At 49.0% G+C, this 18,636-nt stretch carries 12 protein-coding genes; 7 read left to right on the top strand and 5 right to left on the bottom strand.

The window, feature by feature from the left end:
• From narH to ABXJ76_RS13960, 4 genes are all read right to left on the bottom strand, one after another.
• A complete protein-coding gene (narH, locus tag ABXJ76_RS13945; protein WP_432741337.1) occupies window positions 1-1,635 on the bottom strand; it encodes a nitrate reductase subunit beta in 1,635 nt (544 codons plus the stop codon).
• Window positions 1,636-5,385: a nitrate reductase subunit alpha gene (locus ABXJ76_RS13950; protein ID WP_432741338.1), complete on the bottom strand. Its 3,750-nt coding sequence runs from the start codon at window positions 5,383-5,385 to the stop codon at window positions 1,636-1,638. It abuts the gene before it with no gap.
• 120 nt (window positions 5,386-5,505) lie between these two features.
• A complete protein-coding gene (locus ABXJ76_RS13955; RefSeq protein WP_432741339.1) occupies window positions 5,506-5,820 on the bottom strand; it encodes a hypothetical protein in 315 nt (104 codons plus the stop codon).
• Window positions 5,821-5,893: 73 nt separating this feature from the next.
• Window positions 5,894-8,560: a nitrate/nitrite transporter gene (locus tag ABXJ76_RS13960; protein ID WP_432746526.1), complete on the bottom strand. Its 2,667-nt coding sequence runs from the start codon at window positions 8,558-8,560 to the stop codon at window positions 5,894-5,896.
• Window positions 8,561-8,746: 186 nt separating this feature from the next.
• On the opposite strand from ABXJ76_RS13960, the gene ABXJ76_RS13965 reads away from it, so the two are divergent.
• The 5 genes from ABXJ76_RS13965 to ABXJ76_RS13985 all read left to right on the top strand — a co-directional run bounded on the left by ABXJ76_RS13965 (window position 8,747) and on the right by ABXJ76_RS13985 (window position 13,733).
• The gene (locus ABXJ76_RS13965) at window positions 8,747-9,991 is read left to right on the top strand and encodes an alginate export family protein (RefSeq protein WP_432741340.1); all 1,245 of its coding nucleotides are present in this window, start codon (window positions 8,747-8,749) and stop codon (window positions 9,989-9,991) included.
• A gap of 201 nt (window positions 9,992-10,192) precedes the next feature.
• The gene (locus ABXJ76_RS13970) at window positions 10,193-10,576 is read left to right on the top strand and encodes a response regulator transcription factor (RefSeq protein WP_432741341.1); all 384 of its coding nucleotides are present in this window, start codon (window positions 10,193-10,195) and stop codon (window positions 10,574-10,576) included.
• Window positions 10,573-11,187, top strand: coding sequence for a chemotaxis protein CheC (locus ABXJ76_RS13975; protein WP_432741342.1), 615 nt, complete (start codon window positions 10,573-10,575; stop codon window positions 11,185-11,187). Before ABXJ76_RS13970 ends, ABXJ76_RS13975 begins: the two co-directional genes overlap by 4 nt.
• Entirely contained in the window at window positions 11,184-12,161 is a 978-nt protein-coding gene (locus ABXJ76_RS13980; protein ID WP_432741343.1) for a diguanylate cyclase, read from the top strand. Before ABXJ76_RS13975 ends, ABXJ76_RS13980 begins: the two co-directional genes overlap by 4 nt.
• Window positions 12,162-12,275: 114 nt before the next feature.
• Window positions 12,276-13,733 (top strand): M48 family metalloprotease, encoded by a 1,458-nt coding sequence (locus ABXJ76_RS13985; RefSeq protein WP_432741344.1) that lies wholly within the window; start codon window positions 12,276-12,278, stop codon window positions 13,731-13,733.
• Window positions 13,734-14,279: 546 nt separating this feature from the next.
• On the opposite strand, the gene ABXJ76_RS13990 is transcribed toward ABXJ76_RS13985, so the two are convergent.
• A complete protein-coding gene (locus ABXJ76_RS13990; RefSeq protein WP_432741345.1) occupies window positions 14,280-16,607 on the bottom strand; it encodes a TonB-dependent receptor in 2,328 nt (775 codons plus the stop codon).
• A 233-nt stretch (window positions 16,608-16,840) separates the two neighbouring features.
• Here ABXJ76_RS13990 and ABXJ76_RS13995 point away from each other — a divergent pair, with 233 nt between their 5' ends.
• A complete protein-coding gene (locus tag ABXJ76_RS13995; RefSeq protein ID WP_432741346.1) occupies window positions 16,841-17,794 on the top strand; it encodes a ZIP family metal transporter in 954 nt (317 codons plus the stop codon).
• A 69-nt stretch (window positions 17,795-17,863) separates the two neighbouring features.
• Window positions 17,864-18,571 carry a TMEM165/GDT1 family protein gene (locus tag ABXJ76_RS14000; RefSeq protein ID WP_432741347.1) on the top strand — a complete coding sequence of 236 codons (708 nt, stop codon included), beginning with the start codon at window positions 17,864-17,866 and terminating at the stop codon, window positions 18,569-18,571.
• Window positions 18,572-18,636: the final 65 nt, after the last annotated feature.

Consider the following 18,636-nt stretch of genomic DNA (forward strand, 5'->3'; position numbering starts at 1 on the left):
TTATTTTGCCGGTTCCACTTTAATCGGAATCTTGATCGGAATACTGCCGCTACGTTGCGGCTTTTTGTTGCCGCCAAACAGGTTGGTGTCATTATTACCCGTAGAACATCCGCTGCCGAAACTGAATCCGCAGCCGCCTTGCTCGCCGTAAGCATCGAAGGTAGAGCTGGCATATTCGCGATGACTGGTTGGAATCACAAAGCGGTCTTCGTAATTGGCAATCGCCATGTAGCGGTACATTTCTTCAACCTGCAACTGGGTCAAACCGACACGCTCCAACACATCGGTATTGACCACGCCATCGACAGTTTTACTGCGCATATAGGCACGCATCGCCAGCATCCGCTCCAGGCTCAACACGATGGGTTCTTCTTTACCCGCCGTCAGCAGATTGGCCAGATACTGCACCGGAATACGCAACGAACGTACATCGGGAATGTCGCCATCCATACCGATCTGGTCGTTTTCCGCCGCCGATTGAATCGGCGATAGCGGCGGCACATACCAAACCATCGGCAGTGTGCGAAATTCAGGATGCAGCGGAAACGCGACTTTCCAGTCTATCGCCATTTTATAAACCGGCGATTCCTGCGCCGCTGTCAGCCATGATTCGGGAATACCGGCCGCACGCGCCTCCGCTATCACTTCCTCATCGAAAGGATCGAGAAAAACATCCAGCTGTTGCTGATACAAATCCTGCTCGTTCTCGCAGCTGGCCGCGGCTTCGATACGGTCGGCGTCGTACAACAACACGCCTAAATAACGAATCCGCCCAACGCAGGTTTCCGAACAAACCGTAGGCTCGCCGGCTTCGATGCGCGGATAACAGAATGTGCATTTCTCCGATTTTCCGGTTTCCCAGTTGTAGTAGATTTTTTTGTAAGGACAGGCTGAAACGCACATCCGCCAACCGCGACATTTATCCTGGTCGATTAAAACAATACCGTCTTCTTCGCGCTTATAGATCGAGCCGCTGGGACAAGCCGCAACACAGGTCGGATTAAGACAGTGTTCGCACAAACGCGGCAAATACATCATGAAGGTGTTTTCAAATTCACCGTACATGTCTTTTTGGATGTTGTCGAAATTGGTGTCGCGCGAACGCGATGAAAATTCCGTGCCCAGAATTTCCTCCCAGTTCGGGCCGCCTTCGATTTTTTCCATGCGCTCGCCGGTAATCAACGAATAAGGACGCGCAGTAGGTGGATTTTTCGATTCCTTGGCGGTATGCAAATGCTGGTAATCGAAATCGAACGGTTCGTAATAATCGTCGATTGCAGGCAAATCGGGATTAGCGAAAATATTCCTTAAACTTTTAAGCTTACCGCCTTGACGCGGCTCTATTTTGCCGTTGATTTTGCGTACCCAGCCGCCGTTCCACTTGTCCTGGTTTTCCCACTGTTGCGGAAAACCTACCCCTGGCTTGGTTTCGACATTATTAAACCACGCATACTCAACCCCTTTACGCGAGGTCCAAACATTTTTGCAGGTAATGGAGCAAGTGTGACAACCGATACACTTGTCCAGGTTTAGCACCATGCCTATTTGTGCGCGAATATTGCGCGGTCCTTTCCTTGACCGCGTTCCTTCGGAACCCGCTTCGCGGTCCAAATTTGTTCCAGACAAATTAGTCATTTAAGCCCCCTGTTGCTGATTGGCATTTTGACTGGTTTCACTGGGTTCATCCAGCCAATCAACTTTGCTCATTTTGCGGATAATCACGAACTCATCCCGATTGGAGCCGACCGTGCCGTAATAGTTAAAGCCGTAACTTAACTGGGCGTAACCGCCGATCATATGCGTGGGTTTAAGCGTCGCTCGGGTAACGGAGTTATGGATGCCGCCACGCATACCGGTAATTTCCGAACCCGGCGTATTAACAATCTTTTCCTGCGCGTGATACATCATGCACATGCCTTCAGGAACACGCTGACTCACGACCGCCCTGGCGACCAGCGCGCCATTGACATTAAAAGCTTCTACCCAGTCATTGTCTTTAATGCCCACTTTCGCCGCATCGACTTCACCCATCCACACGATTGGCCCGCCGCGTGACAAGGTCAGCATCAACAGATTATCGGTATAGGTGCTGTGTATGCCCCATTTTTGATGGGGCGTCAGGAAATTCAAGACCAGCTCGTCATTGCCGTTGGGCTTTTGTCCCAGAATCGGCGCAATGGAGCGGGTATCGACAGGCGGTTTATAAACGCACAAGGTCTCGCCGAACGCCCGCATCCAGCTATGATCCTGATAAAACTGCTGGCGGCCGGTCAGCGTACGCCAGGGAATCCGCTCGTGGACATTGGTGTAACAGGCGTTGTAACAGACTTGCTCGGATTCCAGGCCGCTCCAAGTCGGCGACGAGATAATCTTGCGGGGCTGCGCCTGTACGTCGCGGAAACGGATTTTGTCGTCTTCGCGCGGCAGCGCCAGATGGGTATGATCACGTCCGGTGATTTTGCTTAAGGCTGCCCAGGCTTTAACTGCGACATGACCGTTGGTTTCAGGCGCCAGCATCAAAATGACTTCAGTTGCATCAATATCGGATTCGATACGCGGCAAGCCTTTACTGATACCTTCATCGGTTACCAGTCGATTCAGTTCGCCCAGTTGTTTGACTTCAGTCTCGGTGTTCCAGGCTATGCCTTTGCCGCCGTTGCCGACTTTGCTCATCAACGGCCCTAGCGAGGTAAACATTTTGTAGGTGTTCGGATAATCGCGTTCAACCACCACCAACGTCGGCATGGTTTTACCGGGAACCGGGTCGCATTCCTTTTTCTTCCAATCCTTGACGTCCAGCGGCTGAGCCAGCTCTGCCGGTGTGTCATGCAGGATCGGCACGGCGACTATATCTTTTTCCAGTCCCAAATGGCCTACGGTCAGTTCCGAGAATTTTTTGGCGATGCCTTTGTAAATATCCCAATCGGAACGCGATTCCCAAGCAGGATCAACGGCTTTGGACAACGGGTGGATAAAGGGGTGCATATCCGAAGTGTTCAGGTCGTTTTTCTCATACCAGGTTGCGGTCGGCAAAATAATATCCGAATACAGACAGGTCGTGGACATACGAAAATCCAGCGTGACCAGCAAATCGAGTTTGCCTTCTGCGGCGGTGTCATGCCATTCGACTTCCGAAGGTTTATCGCCGCTATCGCCAAGGTCTTTGCCCTGTAAGCCGTGTTGCGTGCCCAGCAAATACTTCAGGAAATATTCATGCCCTTTGCCTGAAGATCCCAGCAAATTAGAGCGCCAGACAAACATGTTGCGCGGAAAGTTTTGCGGGTTATCCGGATCTTCGCAGGACATTTTCAGCTTACCGCTTTTGAGCGATTTTACGACATATTCTATCGGGTCTTTTTTAGCTTTTTCGGCATCCCTGACCACTTGCAACGGGTTGGTTTGCAATTGCGGCGCGGACGGCAACCAGCCCATGCGCTCGGAACGGACGTTAAAATCGATCAAGCTGCCTTGCCAGTCTTTCGGCTTTGCCAGCGGCGACAAAATCTCGTGAACTTTAAGTTTTTCATAACGCCACTGGCTGGTGTGGTTATAGAAAAACGAAGTGCTGTTCATTTGCCGTGGCGGACGCTTCCAATCCAGGCCGAACGCCAAGGGCAGCCAACCGGTCTGCGGACGCAATTTTTCCTGCCCCACGTAATGCGCCCAACCGCCGCCGGACTGACCGACGCAACCGCACAGCATCAGCATATTCATGATGCCGCGGTAATTCATGTCCATGTGGTACCAGTGGTTGATACCCGCACCCAGAATGACCATTGAACGGCCCTGGGTTTTCTCGGCGTTTCTCGCAAATTCCCTCGCCACCGCAATCACATTTTGCCGTTTAACGCCGGTGATTTTTTCTTGCCAAGCGGGTGTGTACGGAAAATCCTCATCATAAGATGCAGCGACATTACCGCCGCCCAAACCGCGATCTATCCCGTAGTTGGCAACCAGCAAATCGAATACCGTGGTCGCCAACACTTCAGTGCCATCGGCCAAGGTGATTTTTTTAATTGGCACATTGCGCCTTTGAATAGCGTCATGAGCGGAATGGGTAAAATGCGGATGTTCGGAGCCGCCGAAATAAGGAAAGCCGACACTGGCAACATCGTCTTTAATATCAGTCAAACTCAAGCGTAACTTTACTTCCTGATTGTCTGCGGTTTTTTGTTCGATGTTCCAATGGCCGCTTTCGCCCCAGCGGAAACCGATGGAACCGCAAGGCGGGATGATGTGACCATTAATTTCATCATAGGCGACTGTTTTCCAGTCAGGGTTGTTATCCTGGCCCAACTGGCCTAGAAAGTCCGAGGCTCTAAAGAATCGGTCTTGGATGTAGTAGCCGTCCTGTTCTTTTAGCATGACCAGGAACGGCAAATCGGTATTTTCGCGCACATACTGATTGAAATACGGGCTTTGGCGCTCGACATGAAATTCCTTGAGAATCACATGCCCTATCGCCATCGCCAGTGCGGCGTCGGTGCCTTGCTTCGGATGCAGCCATAGGTCGGCGAACTTGCTGGCTTCCGAATAATCGGGGCTCACGACCACGACTTTCGCGCCTTTATAACGCGCCTCAGTCATGAAATGGGCGTCGGGAGTTCGGGTTTGCGGTACGTTCGATCCCCACAACATCAAAAACCCGGCGTTATACCAGTCCGCCGATTCGGGCACGTCGGTTTGCTCGCCCCAGGTTTGCGGCGATGCGGGCGGCAAATCGCAATACCAGTCGTAAAAACTCATGCTGACGCCGCCGATCAGCGACAGATAACGGCTGCCGGCCGCATAAGACACCATCGACATAGCAGGGATAGGCGAAAAACCGATAATCCGGTCGGGGCCGAAAGTTTTAGCCGTGTAAATGTTGGCCGCAGCGATGATTTCGTTGACTTCCTCCCAATTGGCTCTAACCAAACCGCCCAAGCCGCGTACCGATTTATATTCAGTGGTTTTAGCCGGATCTTCGACTATCGACGCCCAAGCGTCAACCGGGTCTAAAGTCAGTCTGGCTTCGCGCCACAATCTGACCAAACGGCCGCGTATCAGCGGGTATTTAAGGCGGTTGGCGCTATATAAATACCAGGAATAACTTGCACCGCGAGGACAGCCGCGCGGCTCATGGTTGGGTAGGTCGGGACGAGTGCGCGGGTAATCGGTTTGCTGGGTTTCCCAGGTCACCAGCCCGTTTTTGACATAGATTTTCCAACTGCAAGAACCCGTGCAATTGACGCCGTGCGTAGAGCGCACGATTTTATCGTGTTGCCAACGCGATCGGTAACTGTTCTCCCAGCTTCGGTCCTCATTGGTCACCACACCGTGATTATCGGAAAAAGTTTCGGTTTTTTTCTTGAAGAACAGTAAACGATCCAGAAAATGACTCATAAGATTTACCTATGTTCGTAGGTCGGGTTAGGCTTGCCGTAACCCGACGCTTTTGTTGTATGGTGTCGGGTTACGCTAACGCTAACCCGACCTACGCGACTAAGCTAGATAATATCGTTTTTAAATATTTATAAACCGCTCTAATATCATTATGTGAGATTGCTTGTTATGTTGTTCGCAATACTCCATTAGCACTAATGCCGCTTCCTTGGCTCTCTGACTATCATAATCCTGTCTAATCCTTTCTAAGATAACGCGATATTGCATACAGCTACCGCTACGATTGTAAGACTTTCTTGTATTTAAGATGCTATCAAGCCAACGCATTGTCATTTTGGCTGAAGTACCATTCATCCCTTTAGGCTCATGGTTAAGGTTACCCGCTCTAAACGCTTCGTAGCACGCTAAAATCATTTCCTCAGTTATTTTGCTCATCTTAATTTCAACTATGTAGGTAATATATCTTTGGCTTGGATAGAAACAAGGTCGGGTTAGCCGACCTATAAAATCAACAAGGCATAGCCGCCGTTTTACGCGCGTAAAACCACCAGGTAATTCCAATACAGGCCAGATAAAAAGCGATAAAACAATACAACGCCGCATCCGGAGTGCCGGTCATGCTGATAGCCGTGCCGTAACTCTTGGGGATAAAGAACGCACCGTAAGCGGCAATTGCAGAGCTAAAGCCCAACACCGCCGCCGCTTCTTTGGCCGCATCTTTTTTGGCTTTGGCAACAGCTTCTTCGCCCTGCCCTTTTGCCGCACATAAGCGTTCAGTCATAAAGATAACCGGAATCATACGGAAGGTGGAACCGTTGCCGATGCCGGTGGTGATAAATAACAGCATGAACATCGCAAGAAAGCCCCAGAAATCACCTGCATTATCGGCCGAAGGCATAAAATGCAACACGCCGAACACCGCGCAAACCATGATCACGAAATTCCACAACGTCACCTGCGCTCCGCCCAGTTTGTCCGCCAGCCACCCGCCGACAGGTCGGATCAGCGCCCCCACCAACGGCCCCAAAAAGGCATATTGAGTCGGGTTAATATCAGGAAACAGGATTTTAATCAACATCGGAAAACCGGCCGCATAGCCGATAAACGAGCCGAATGTGCCGGTATAAAGCCAACACATCAGCCAGTTATGTTTGCGCTTGAAAATAATCGATTGCTCTTTGAATGAGGCCTTGGCGGAGGCAATGTCATTCATGCCGAACCACGCCGCGATACTGGTTGCGATGATAAACGGCACCCAGATAAATCCGGCGTTTTGCAGCCAGATGGATTTGGTGACTCCAGCCTTGACCCACTCTTGCGGATCGCCACCCAGTGAACCGAATACACTCGCGGCGATAACCAGCGGCACCACAAACTGCACGGTACTGACGCCCAAATTGCCTAAACCGGCATTCAAGCCCAAGGCCGTACCTTTTTGAGACTGGGGATAAAAAAAGCTGATATTCGCCATGCTGGAGGCAAAATTACCGCCGCCAAAACCGCATAACAAGGCCAACACCACCATTAATACATAAGGCGTATCAGGATTTTGCACCGCAAAACCTATCCATAAAGACGGCAACAGCAACGAAGCGGTACTGATCGTAGTCCAGCGACGGCCGCCGAAAATCGGCACCATGAACGAATAGAAAATCCGCAAGGTCGCGCCCGATAATCCTGGTAATGCCGCTAACCAGAACAGTTGGTTGGTGGTGTAGCTAAAACCGATGCTGGGCAGATTAATCACCACGACGCTCCACACCATCCACACCGCAAAAGCCAGCAGCAAGGCGGGAATACTGATCCACAGGTTGCGGGTCGCGATACGCTTGCCGGTCTTTTCCCAGAAACTTTTATCTTCAGGATTCCAATCGGTCAGCACCAATGTTGAGGGATGACTCAATTCCGGCAGATCAGTTGAAACTCTAGCCAATTCAGGAACAACCCGGCGTTCCATGCGTACAATGGAAAAATGCATCCAGGTCAGCGCAGTCGCCATCAATACGAACAGCAACATGAAGCAACTGCTCCAGATACCGGTCAAATCATTCAACATACCGAAGGTCAGCGGCAACAAGAACCCGCCCAGACCGCCAATCATGCCGACCGCGCCGCCGACAGCACCGACGTTATCGGGATAATAAACCGGAATATGTTTGTACACCGCCGCCTTGCCGAATGACATAAACAAACCCAGCACCGAGACCAGAAAGATAAAGCCCATAGGTTGAATCGCCAGACTAAAAGCAATATCGCCCTTGCTGCCGTGCACGATATAATCCGTAGGCGGATAGGACAGAAAAAACGTGCAAATGGTAGCGACAATAAACGTCCAATACATCAACAACCGCGCGCCATAACGATCTGACAACCAGCCGCCCAGTGCGCGAAACAGGCTGGCAAAAATGGAATAGGCCGCCGCCAGCATACCCGCCGACTTAATATCGAAACCGTATGCGCCAACCAGATAGCGAGGCAACCATAAAGCCAAGGCGACAAAAGCGCCGAATACGCAAAAGTAATACAGCGAAAACCGCCAGACCCGCATGTCTTTCAGCGGTTCCAGTTGTTTTAGAAAGGGTTCGGGTTTACTGCCGGACTCGCGGCGCTGTTTAAGCATCGGTTCGTCTTCAGTGACAAACCAGAAGATTGCCGCCATCAGCAGCAGAGCTGCCGCCCAGATTTGCGCGACCGCATGCCAACCGAATGCAACCATTATAAAAGGTGCAATGAACTTGGTCACCGCCGCCCCGACGTTGCCGAGCCCAAAAATACCTAACGCCGTGCCTTGCTTCTCTTTAGGATACCAGCGCGAAACATAGGCGATACCCACGGCAAACGAACCGCCGGCAACGCCGATACCGAGCGCCGTCACCAGAAACATCGTATAGGTTTCAACGGTGGTCAACAAGAAAGTCGAAATAGCCGCCGTCACCATCACCAACAAATAAACGATACGGCCGCCGTACTGATCGCTCCAGATACCCAGCATCAGCCGAATTAACGACCCTGAAAGTATTGGCGTGCCAACCAGTAAGCCGAATTCGGTCTCGCTTAGACCCAAGTCTTTTTGAATTTGCAAACCGATGATGGAAAAGATAGTCCAGACCGCAAAGCAAACGGTGAATGCCACGGTACTCGAGGTAAGAGCGCGTTTTTGTTGGGAGAGGCTCATGTCTGCCACGGTATTTCATCCTTTTTTTTAATGTTATTTACGCACACATTACCACAAAATATGTGATATTTAATACGATTAAATACAACCTTACCTTATTTATCATAAGTGCATCATATCCCTATGAAAAATAGACTATATTGATATAATATTTCTCTTTATTATCCTGACATTAAAGAGATCTTCATGCCACAACAACCCATAAAAGCACCATCATGCGCCTTATCTTTAGCGCTGCTATCACTAGCGGCTATCGGTAGCCCGGTAAACGCTGATAGCACACGGGCAATTGAAGATTCGCTTAAATTCGGCAAGGGTGGCGCCGTCAAAATGGATACAACTTATCGTTACGAACACGTCGATCAGGACAGAGGGCCGCAAAAAACCGCCAACGCCAACACCCTACGCACCCGTCTAGGTGTACTTTCACCCGCATTTTACGGCTTACAAGGTTATGTAGAATACGAAGGTACCCATGTATTACAATCGGATTACAACAACGGGCGAAGCAACAAGCCTGGATATTCAACGGTTGCAGACCCGGGTTACAACGAACTTAATCAGCTATGGCTCAGTTATGCCGGCATCCCCGATACTCTTATTAAAGGTGGGCGACAACGCATCAAGCTTGATGACGATCGATTTATCGGCAACGTAGGCTGGAGACAACTGGAAACCACATTTGATTCGGTTCTGATTACCAACAAATCGCTTAAAGACTTGACGGTTAATGTCGGTTATATCGGTAATGTGCAAACATTTACCGCCACGACTGAAAACATCAACGCACCGATACTCAACGCCAATTATAACCTCGGCGACTACGGCAACCTGATCGGCTATGGCTATTGGCTTGATTATACCGAACGCGAGAATTTTGAAAAATCGAGCCAGACTTACGGCCTGCGCTTTATTAACAGCGCTAAGCCGAAAAAATTCTATGACCACTACAGCCTGTTGTACACGGCCGAATGGAGTTATCAGCAGGATTACCTGCACTCCAGCCCTTATCAGGCCAACCGTTTCAATCTGATGGGCGGATTTACCGCCTATAACGTCAGCTTTCAAGGCGCTATGGAGCAACTTAACGGTTCCGGTAAAAACAGGACTTTCGATACGCCACTGGGCACCAATCACGCATTCCAAGGCTGGGCAGACATATTTCTGGCGACGCCTGACAAGGGTATTCGTGATGTGTTCGGCACCGTCAATGCAAACTTTATGGAGAACGATAGCCTACTATTATCAGCGATTTATCACGATTTCACCGACGATACCGGTCGCTCTCACTATGGTAAAGAATGGGATTTTCAAGCGGTTAAAAAATTCGGCAAACATTATTCCTTGCTGGCTAAATATGCCAATTACGATGCCGACGCTTTCTCTACCGATACTCAAAAAGTCTGGGTACAAGGTAACGTCAATTTCTAAGCCAATATCCCTTAACAATTTGCGACTGAAGTAACGATTTTTCTCGTTACTTCAACTTAGCGGCAACATCAGCTCTCAGTGAATATTTTTATCCACTAAAAAATCCTATACATCACGCACCCAATCATAATGAATAGCTAAGCGCACTACCGTCTTTTAATGTAAAATATCGCAAATTTAAATCCAGCAAAAAAACCAATCATGCCTGCAGACAGTTCAACAAAAACACTTTTGATCGTCGATGACAGCAAAGTATCGAGAATGTTAATTCGCACCCATATTCTGAGTCAACGCCCGGAATGGATCATCTCTGAAGCTGCCTGTGGCGAAGACGCTATTGCACTCGTTGCTAATGACCTGCCAGACTACTGTACTATGGACATCAATATGCCGGGCATTTCAGGAACCGAGGCTGCAGAGCAAATACTAACTAATCATCCGTCGGTAAAAATTATTATTTTCTCGGCAAACATTCAAGAAACGCACCAGGAACGCGCGCGCTCACTGGGCACGATATTGGTCGCAAAACCAGTCACAGAAAAATCGATTGCTTTGGCGTTAGACTATTTTGACAATACTCAATGAACAGTCTGAACGAACTTCAACTTGATGCGCTGACGGAGGTATTTAGCATCGGCGCTGGCCGTGCCGCTTTAAGCCTAAGTGAAATTGTCGGCGACGAAGTGCGTATATCCGTGCCCTCTGTACAAGTCATTAGCTCAAATGATATAAGCTCAACAACATTATCACTGAATAGCGGCAGATTCGGCGCGGTAAGCCAGAACTTTAGCGGCCCATTTAATGCTGAAGCCCTGCTTTTATTTACCGAGGGGCAAGCCTTAAAAATCGTTAGCGATATGATGAACTCGCAAATGAGCCTTGAAGAACTTGCCGAGTTTGAGCACGAAGCCATGTGCGAATTAGGCAACATCATTTTGAACGCCTGTCTGTCGGCGATGGCCGACATGCTCAACTTTACGCTGGACAGTTCCTTACCTAATTACACGGTGGCATCAGCCGATGACATATTAACGCGACTCAAGAAGAATACTAATCAACCGTATATTATGATTTTGCATATCGACCTAGCCATTGAAAATCAAAGCACGGCTGGCAATCTGGTCTTCCTATTAAGTTCAGCGTCTTTGACCAATCTTGTTACCCATATCGATCAATTTCTTGACCCTATTTCATGAGTGAACTCGCTATAAAGCATTTTGACATGGAAGACATATCCAATGTCATTAACCTCGGATTGATCGTTATTGATGCCGACAGCCGGATATTGCTCTGGAATAACTGGATCGCCAAACATAGCGGCATTAACGAAGCAGACGCCCTTAATCGGCCACTTGAACAGGTGTTTTCAGAACCTATGTCACCTGCATTCCTGTCCGCACTCAAAAACACCTTGGCACATAGACTGCCCGTCGTTTTGTCTACTGCCCTGCACCGCACACCACTGCCACTGTATAATGCATTCGAGAAAAATCAGCAACAAACCAGAATGTATCAATCGATCAGTATCACGCCCATTCAATCGCGACGGGACGAATCATGCAGCCTCATTCAAGTAACGGATTCCAGCACATCAATCAAGCGCGAAAAAATATTACGCTCTCATTCGGAAATCCTGAAGAAAGAAGCAACAACAGACAGCTTGACTGACATCTGCAATCGCAGATTCTTCGATGCGCATTACAAAATGGCCGTAGCCGATGCAAAAAGACAAAAGCACTGTTTATCCATTTTCATGATCGACATCGATTTTTTTAAAGCCTATAACGATTATTATGGGCACATAGCTGGCGATAATGCAATAAGGCTAGTTGCAGAGACATTAAAATTGCAAATCTCACGCGCCACCGACATCGTTGCCCGTTATGGAGGAGAAGAATTCGTTCTGGTAATGCCCTATTTACCCCAAAAAATCGCCGAGCAATTTGCAGAAAAACTAAGGAAAGCCGTTTTTAATTTGGCAATACCGCATATAAACTCAGACCCATTTCATCGGATAACCATCAGCGTCGGCGTTTGCACTGGCATTCCGAAAAATGGCGACAACCTGCTAAACAAAGCTGATGCAGCACTCTATCAAGCCAAACAAAAAGGTCGCAACCAGTTTATTTTCCTCCCGCTTTGCGAAACCGAAGAATATCTGGAACAATAGACTTATCTTGCATCACATCCGCCAGATAAAACTCAAGATCATAAATCGGACGATATGATCATTGAGCAACCGACAATCCGCTTGAAAACCCGCTAATAAATTTAGTCCTATTGCATGAAATTCAAATCCTTCGCTATTACCCTGGCTTTAAGTTTGGCTCTATTCCCTGCTCCGCAGCAGGCTGACCCGATCAGCAAAATCGAATTGCCTGACATGGGCGATTCTTCCGGCACCCTGATTTCGCCCGCCGAAGAAAAAGAATTCGGCGAAGCATTTTTCCGCAGCCTGCACTCGCAGATCGCCATCAATCAGGATGCCGAAATCCAGCAATACATTCAGACGATTGGCGAAAGACTGGTCGTCAATAGCGACGCGCCGGGCAACCCGTTCCATTTTTTTGTGGTCATGGAGAACAACATTAACGCTTTTGCGGGGCCGGGCGGTTATATTGGCGTAAATTCCGGATTAATTTTAATCACCGAAGCCGAAAGTGAATTAGCCTCAGTGATGGCGCACGAAATTGCTCACGTTACCCAACGCCATTTGTATCGTGCTTATGAGGCCGCCAGTCGCTTATCGATCCCTACCGCCGCAGCGACCTTGGCCGCAATTTTATTGGGCACTCAATCCCCGGCACTAGGCCAGGCAGCCATAATCGCGATTCAAGCCGGCAACGTTCAATTTCAAATTGATTTTACTCGCGAAAACGAAGCAGAGGCCGATCGAGTCGGCATGCAAACCTTGGCCGGTTCGCAATTCGATCCGCGTAGCATGCCCATTTTTTTCGAGCGCTTGCAGCAATCCAGTCGCTATTACGGCCAGAATATTCCCGAGTTTTTAAGAACTCACCCGGTTACCGCCTCGCGTATTTCCGACACCCGCGGACGTGCCGAAACTTATCCCTACAAACAATATCCCGACTCACTCGGCTATCAGTTAACCAAAGCAAAAATTCGGGTTTTAACCAGCACTGACGATGCCGATACGCTTAGCTATTTGCAATCCAGATTGAATCAAGGAACGACAGAACAACGCGCCGTTACTCGCTATGGACTTGGGATGAGCGCACTTAAGTCGCAAAAATTTAATGCAGCAGAAAGCATTTTTCAGCAACTGAGCAAAGAATACCCCAACCAGCCGCAATACGTAACCGCACTTGCCCACACAGCACTGGACTCCAAAAACTACAGCATAGCGCTGGCCCGATATAAAAAACTGACCGAGCAATTCCCCAATAACGAAGCCATTAAACTCGAATACATTACCGCTCTACTCAAAGCCGGTAATGCCGAATTGGCACGGAAAAATTTATTTCAGTTACAGTCTAAAACCCAGCGCCTGCCGATTTATTCGCAACTTCTGGCCCAAGTTTATAGCGATTTAAATCAACCGGCCGAATCGCATCGTTATCTTGCAGAATACTACTATGCGACCGGGCAAACCAAAGATGCAATCCTGCAAATAAAGCTGGCACAAAAATCGAAAGGCCTTAATTTCCAACTCTCCTCCATCCTTAATGAACGCCTTAACTTCTTTATTAACCAGGAAGAAGAAGCCAGACGTGAGCGGTAAAAACCTGAATACCACCTGAACAAAAAGGTACTGCCTGCCTGCGATTTCGAGCATTAGCATCATCTAAAATACTATAATTAACTGTATTTATTGGGTATTTTATAAAATAATATATTTTTCCCGACAAACATTAGTTTTAAATAGACAAGGAAGATGCATTTGCATAAAATGCCTCCAGCTTAACGGAATGAGCCCGGTTTAATTACCGACTAAGAGGGGGAAATTAGTCTTGTAGACTAGCTGATAATAATAATAAAATAAGTGTCACTGCTTGAGTCAAGTTGCAAAATAACAACTGAATAATAATAATAACAGCACTCAACACGCCCGCTTCATGCGGGCTTTTTATTGCCTACAGGAATGTCGGTAAGTGTAGGGGCGATCCGGCAGGTCGCCCTTGTGGTAGTGCGAAAATATCAAAGCTAACTGATTTTTTTAGGTTAATGGGAATTGCTGCAATATACCTGTGACTCTTGTGATTATAAAGGGCGACCTGCCGGATCGCCACCTACATTGTAAAAGGCAACCAACCGCCCCCTACAAAACTTACATACTCAAGCGCACTCCAATCCAGCCTGCCCTTGGCGCACCGGGCGACACAAACCGGTTATTGTCAAATTGCGGAAATACCTCATTGGCCTGCCCATAAACACCAAAAGAGTTATAGTTCTTGTCGAAAATATTATCGACCTTGCCGAATACCGCAAAATTCTTGGTCACCTTGTATTCCGCCTTGGCATTAAATACCCAGTAACCGGCCAGCGGCGCAGTCACATTGGCCTCGTCGCCCCTGAAAACCTTGTTGCCGCTGTAGATGCCGTCAATACCCAACGATACGCGCTGCCATAAATCGACACCCACAGCAGCCTTATAGATATGCTCGGGGATGCCTGGAATTCTGTCGCCCTTGCCAACAGCAATAGCCTCGTCAGTATTCAGCGGGTTCTGGATATCAAAACCATCCATAAACCGGGCATTCAAATAGGTATAGTTGGTCGAAAAATGCCAGTCATCAATGCTGCTGAACAGCTGCGGATAATTAACAGTCGTCCCCGCTTCTATGCCGTAGCGGCGGGTCTTGCCCACATTATCGAAATAACCCTGGCTGATAAGACCGCTGGAGGCATCGCGGCGAAAAATAATATCGTTGTGATTGATGGTGTTGAAATAACCCAGGTTCCATTTCAAATCCCCGTTGCCTAACAGCTCATCCAGATCGCCTCTGACCCCGCCTTCCCAGGTTTTGGCAACCACCTGTTCCAGCGGCGGATCGGCCACAAACGAGTTGGGCAATTTACACGGAGCCGTCGGATCGGCACAGCTTAATTCCATCGGCGAAGGCGCACGGGCCGACTCGCTGTAGCTGCCGTACACGTTCAGATTATCCCTGATTTGATAAGTCAATCCGGCAGAAGGATTAAGCCGGTCAAAGGTATGCGAACCGTCCAGGGTTTTTGCAGGATCTTTTATATACTTATCCTCCATATTGATATGACTGTAGTTATAACGCCCGGCGATAGTCGCCGTTAGCTCATCGGTAATGGAAAAACTGTCGGTCAGAAATACGCCCACCGTTGAGGTATTGGTATGTAAACGAACCCTGGATTCGTCGATAAGAATTCCGCTTTGCGTGGTGCCCCGGGTATCGGTCAGCGAACCGAGCTCGGTGTCCGAAGCGAAATGGGTCTCGGCATAATCGTAACTGGTGCCCACCGTCAGATTGTTCTTATGCTTGAACAAATCCCGGGCAAACACCGTCTGCAAGGTGCCGCCACGGCTGCGCATCTGAGTTTGACTGGTGTTGTTGGTTGCGCCTTCAACCGCGTCGCTGGCAAACACATTATTACCGCTCACATCGACAGCAATTTCTTCATCATCAGCGCCCGAGTTTTCGCACAAGAATCCCGCATTTCCAGACAGTTGGCAGTCATCAAAATCACTGTTATCGCCATTAAAAGTCCTGATGCGGTTCTGCCTGAAATAGCCATTACCACTGACTTCAATATCATCAGCCAGATCATAACTGCCTGCCAATTCGGAAAAGAACATTCGGGTGACGGTCTGGTCGGGGTGGGTGAATACCGCCGCCCGGTCTTGTTGCTGCAACTGGACAGGCACGGCGCCGTTGCCGCGCATGTTATTATCATTGCCGCCCAAGGTTAGGTCTAACGAGCCCTTATCGCCGCGCCAGCTCAAGGTGCCGAACGCCTGATCGGCCTTGGTCGGCGAAAAATCCCGCCAGCCGTCCTCCTCAAAGTGATGCAGGTCTAGAAAATAGCCCCAGGTACCGTTATTCCAGCCGCTGCTTAATTCTTCCGAATGTCTGCCCCAGGAACCGCCGTAAGCTTCCAGTTCATGCTTGGGCGCCGAAAACCCGGTTTTGGTCTTGATCGATATGGCTCCGCCCAAACTGTTCAGGCCGTAAACCGGGTTAGATCCCGGATATAAAGCCATCGACTCAATCGCCCCTTCGGGGATCAAATCCCAATTGACCGTGTCGCCGAACGGTTCGTTAAAGCGGACACCGTTAACATAGGTCGATAAGCCTTGCGGCAAGCCCAACAGCGGCGAAGCAACAAAGCCGCGATAAGAAATATCCGGCTGCAGCGGGTTATTCTGCGCTTCATTAATATGCACGCTGCCCAAATAGCGGTTGATATAATCCGCCAAGCTGATACTTTGGGCTTTTTCCAGCTGCTCGGCAGTAACGGTTTGAATATTGGCCGGTATTTTATTGACCGCTACTCCACTACCCTGTAACGGAGTAACGCCGACTACGTCGATAATGCCCAAATCCTGCGGCTTATCTTTGGCCGATACGGCGCTGGCCGCCGCCAGACTTAACCCAAGTATTGTGTAGATCAGTTTTTTCATGGTCACTCTTAAATTAGCCGGGTTAGATTTTCAATTTTTGAAACGCATCATAGTCAAATCAACACACACGCGCCAGAGAGTCGACGATAAAAGGAAATATTCCCAAACAATAAGCTCACTGAGTGCATCGTCACTAAACCTCTGGGCTCACTACAAACAAACCCAGGTTATGGGGTATTTGGTTATAATGCCTCGCGCACATCCCAAAACAAAAGCCGATACAGGTAAATCTTATGACATTAACCACAAAGACTGTAAATCAATGGCAACGCTATGTTGAAAATCAAGTAGCCGCGATAAAATCCAGCGAAAACTATCAAAAACTGCTGGCTATGCCGCCGCTAAAACGTTGGGCGACATTGGCCGGGTTGTTCCTGTTATCACAACTAATCGTATTTGGCAGCTTGTATGTGATTTTTGGCAAGGTTGTGGTTATCGGCTTTTTTGCCAGTATTCTGGCCGGACTGGCTACCGGCCTTGGCGCCTTACCGGCCCTGTTTTTCAAAGACATCTCCAAAAACCTGTTCAACAGCATGCTCGGTGCCGCCGCCGGCGTGATGCTGGCAGCGACCGCATTTTCCCTGCTGGTGCCAGGCATGGATTACGGCAATCAAATCTGGCCAGGCAAAGGTATTTACATCGTCTCCATAGGGATGATGATCGGCGCCCTATTTTTGCATTATGCCGACCGCCAACTGCCGCATGTGCATTTCAATTCCGTTTCCGATGTTCATCTGAGTTCCCTAAAAAAAGTCTGGCTGTTCATCATTGCGATTACCATCCATAACTTTCCTGAAGGCATGTCTGTCGGTGTTAGTTTCGGATCCGGAGAAATGAAAAACGGCGTGGTTCTGGCTATTGCGATAGCCCTGCAAAATATACCCGAAGGTTTGGCCGTTGCCCTGCCTTTGGTCGGACTAGGTTACAACAAGTGGCGAGCAGTGGGTATTGCCACGCTAACCGGTCTGGTCGAACCGGTGGGCGGCCTGCTGGGCGTCACCATGGTCACTATCTTCGAACCTATCCTGCCGATAGCCATGGGCTTTGCCGCCGGCGCCATGCTTTTTGTGATCAGCGAAGAGATTATTCCCGAAACCCATTCCAACGGTCGTTCGCGTTATGCTACCTTTGCCTTAATGATCGGCTTCATTATTATGATGGCCCTGGATAACATGCTGGGCTACTAATACCTATCTTTCCACGCCGTTGTAGGGCGCTCTATAGGTGCCTTACTAACGGCGGACACAGGAAACAAAATGGATCAACTTCAAAGCTACGTACAACATTTCCTAACAGCACTGAGTACAGCAAATATTTTTCAAAGCCTTCAAGACTCCTTCCACCAAGTTTTATCATTGCTGAGCGCCGATAACTTTGGCGAAATCTCAGCCACAGCAGCGACCAGTTTTGTGCTGATTGCAGCCGCCGAAATCGGTGATAAAAGCCAATTAGTATGCATGACGCTAGCATCACGGCACAGAGCCATGCCGGTTTTACTGGGCGCTATTTCGGCTTTTGCCTTTTTAAACACCCTAGCCGTTGTTTTTGGCGTCGCCATTGCCAATTGGTTACCGGAATATATCGTCGCGACTATCGTCGCCGTCCTGTTTGCCGCGTTCGGCATTCATTCCTTACGCCTGGAAATGGAAGATGAAAATGAGGATATTAAGGAAAAAAGCGGCCACGGTATTTTCTTTACCACTTTTTTACTGATTACCGTGGCTGAATTCGGCGACAAAACCCAGCTGGCGGTTGTCGGCTTAAGCAGCACCGCAGCGCCTATTGCCGTATGGTTCGGTTCGACAGCCGCACTGGCCTCAACCTCCGCCTTGGGCATTATGGCCGGGCGCACTATTTTGAAAAAAGTCCCGCTCATATTGCTGCACAAGATCAGCGGAGCTATCTTTCTGATGCTGTCCGTTATTGCGGCTTACCGGGCTTATGTTGGTTACATAGCGCTGTAGATTGTAGGCGGGAAAGCCAACTCATGGCGTAGCGCGTGGGAACGAGAGCAAATTATTTACCACAG

The sequence above is a fragment of the Methylobacter arcticus genome (genome assembly GCF_050917435.1).
Classification (GTDB): domain Bacteria; phylum Pseudomonadota; class Gammaproteobacteria; order Methylococcales; family Methylomonadaceae; genus Methylobacter_A; species Methylobacter_A titanis.

Coding starts and splice junctions, on each gene's coding strand:
- ABXJ76_RS13960 (WP_432746526.1), bottom strand. CDS start 8,560: ATGAGCCTCTCCCAACAAAAACGCGCTCTTACCTCGAGTACCGTGGCA.
- ABXJ76_RS13980 (WP_432741343.1), top strand. CDS start 11,184: ATGAGTGAACTCGCTATAAAGCATTTTGACATGGAAGACATATCCAAT.
- ABXJ76_RS13975 (WP_432741342.1), top strand. CDS start 10,573: ATGAACAGTCTGAACGAACTTCAACTTGATGCGCTGACGGAGGTATTT.
- ABXJ76_RS14000 (WP_432741347.1), top strand. CDS start 17,864: ATGGATCAACTTCAAAGCTACGTACAACATTTCCTAACAGCACTGAGT.
- ABXJ76_RS13990 (WP_432741345.1), bottom strand. CDS start 16,607: ATGAAAAAACTGATCTACACAATACTTGGGTTAAGTCTGGCGGCGGCC.
- ABXJ76_RS13985 (WP_432741344.1), top strand. CDS start 12,276: ATGAAATTCAAATCCTTCGCTATTACCCTGGCTTTAAGTTTGGCTCTA.
- ABXJ76_RS13955 (WP_432741339.1), bottom strand. CDS start 5,820: ATGAGCAAAATAACTGAGGAAATGATTTTAGCGTGCTACGAAGCGTTT.
- ABXJ76_RS13950 (WP_432741338.1), bottom strand. CDS start 5,385: ATGAGTCATTTTCTGGATCGTTTACTGTTCTTCAAGAAAAAAACCGAA.
- narH (WP_432741337.1), bottom strand. CDS start 1,635: ATGACTAATTTGTCTGGAACAAATTTGGACCGCGAAGCGGGTTCCGAA.
- ABXJ76_RS13965 (WP_432741340.1), top strand. CDS start 8,747: ATGCCACAACAACCCATAAAAGCACCATCATGCGCCTTATCTTTAGCG.
- ABXJ76_RS13970 (WP_432741341.1), top strand. CDS start 10,193: ATGCCTGCAGACAGTTCAACAAAAACACTTTTGATCGTCGATGACAGC.
- ABXJ76_RS13995 (WP_432741346.1), top strand. CDS start 16,841: ATGACATTAACCACAAAGACTGTAAATCAATGGCAACGCTATGTTGAA.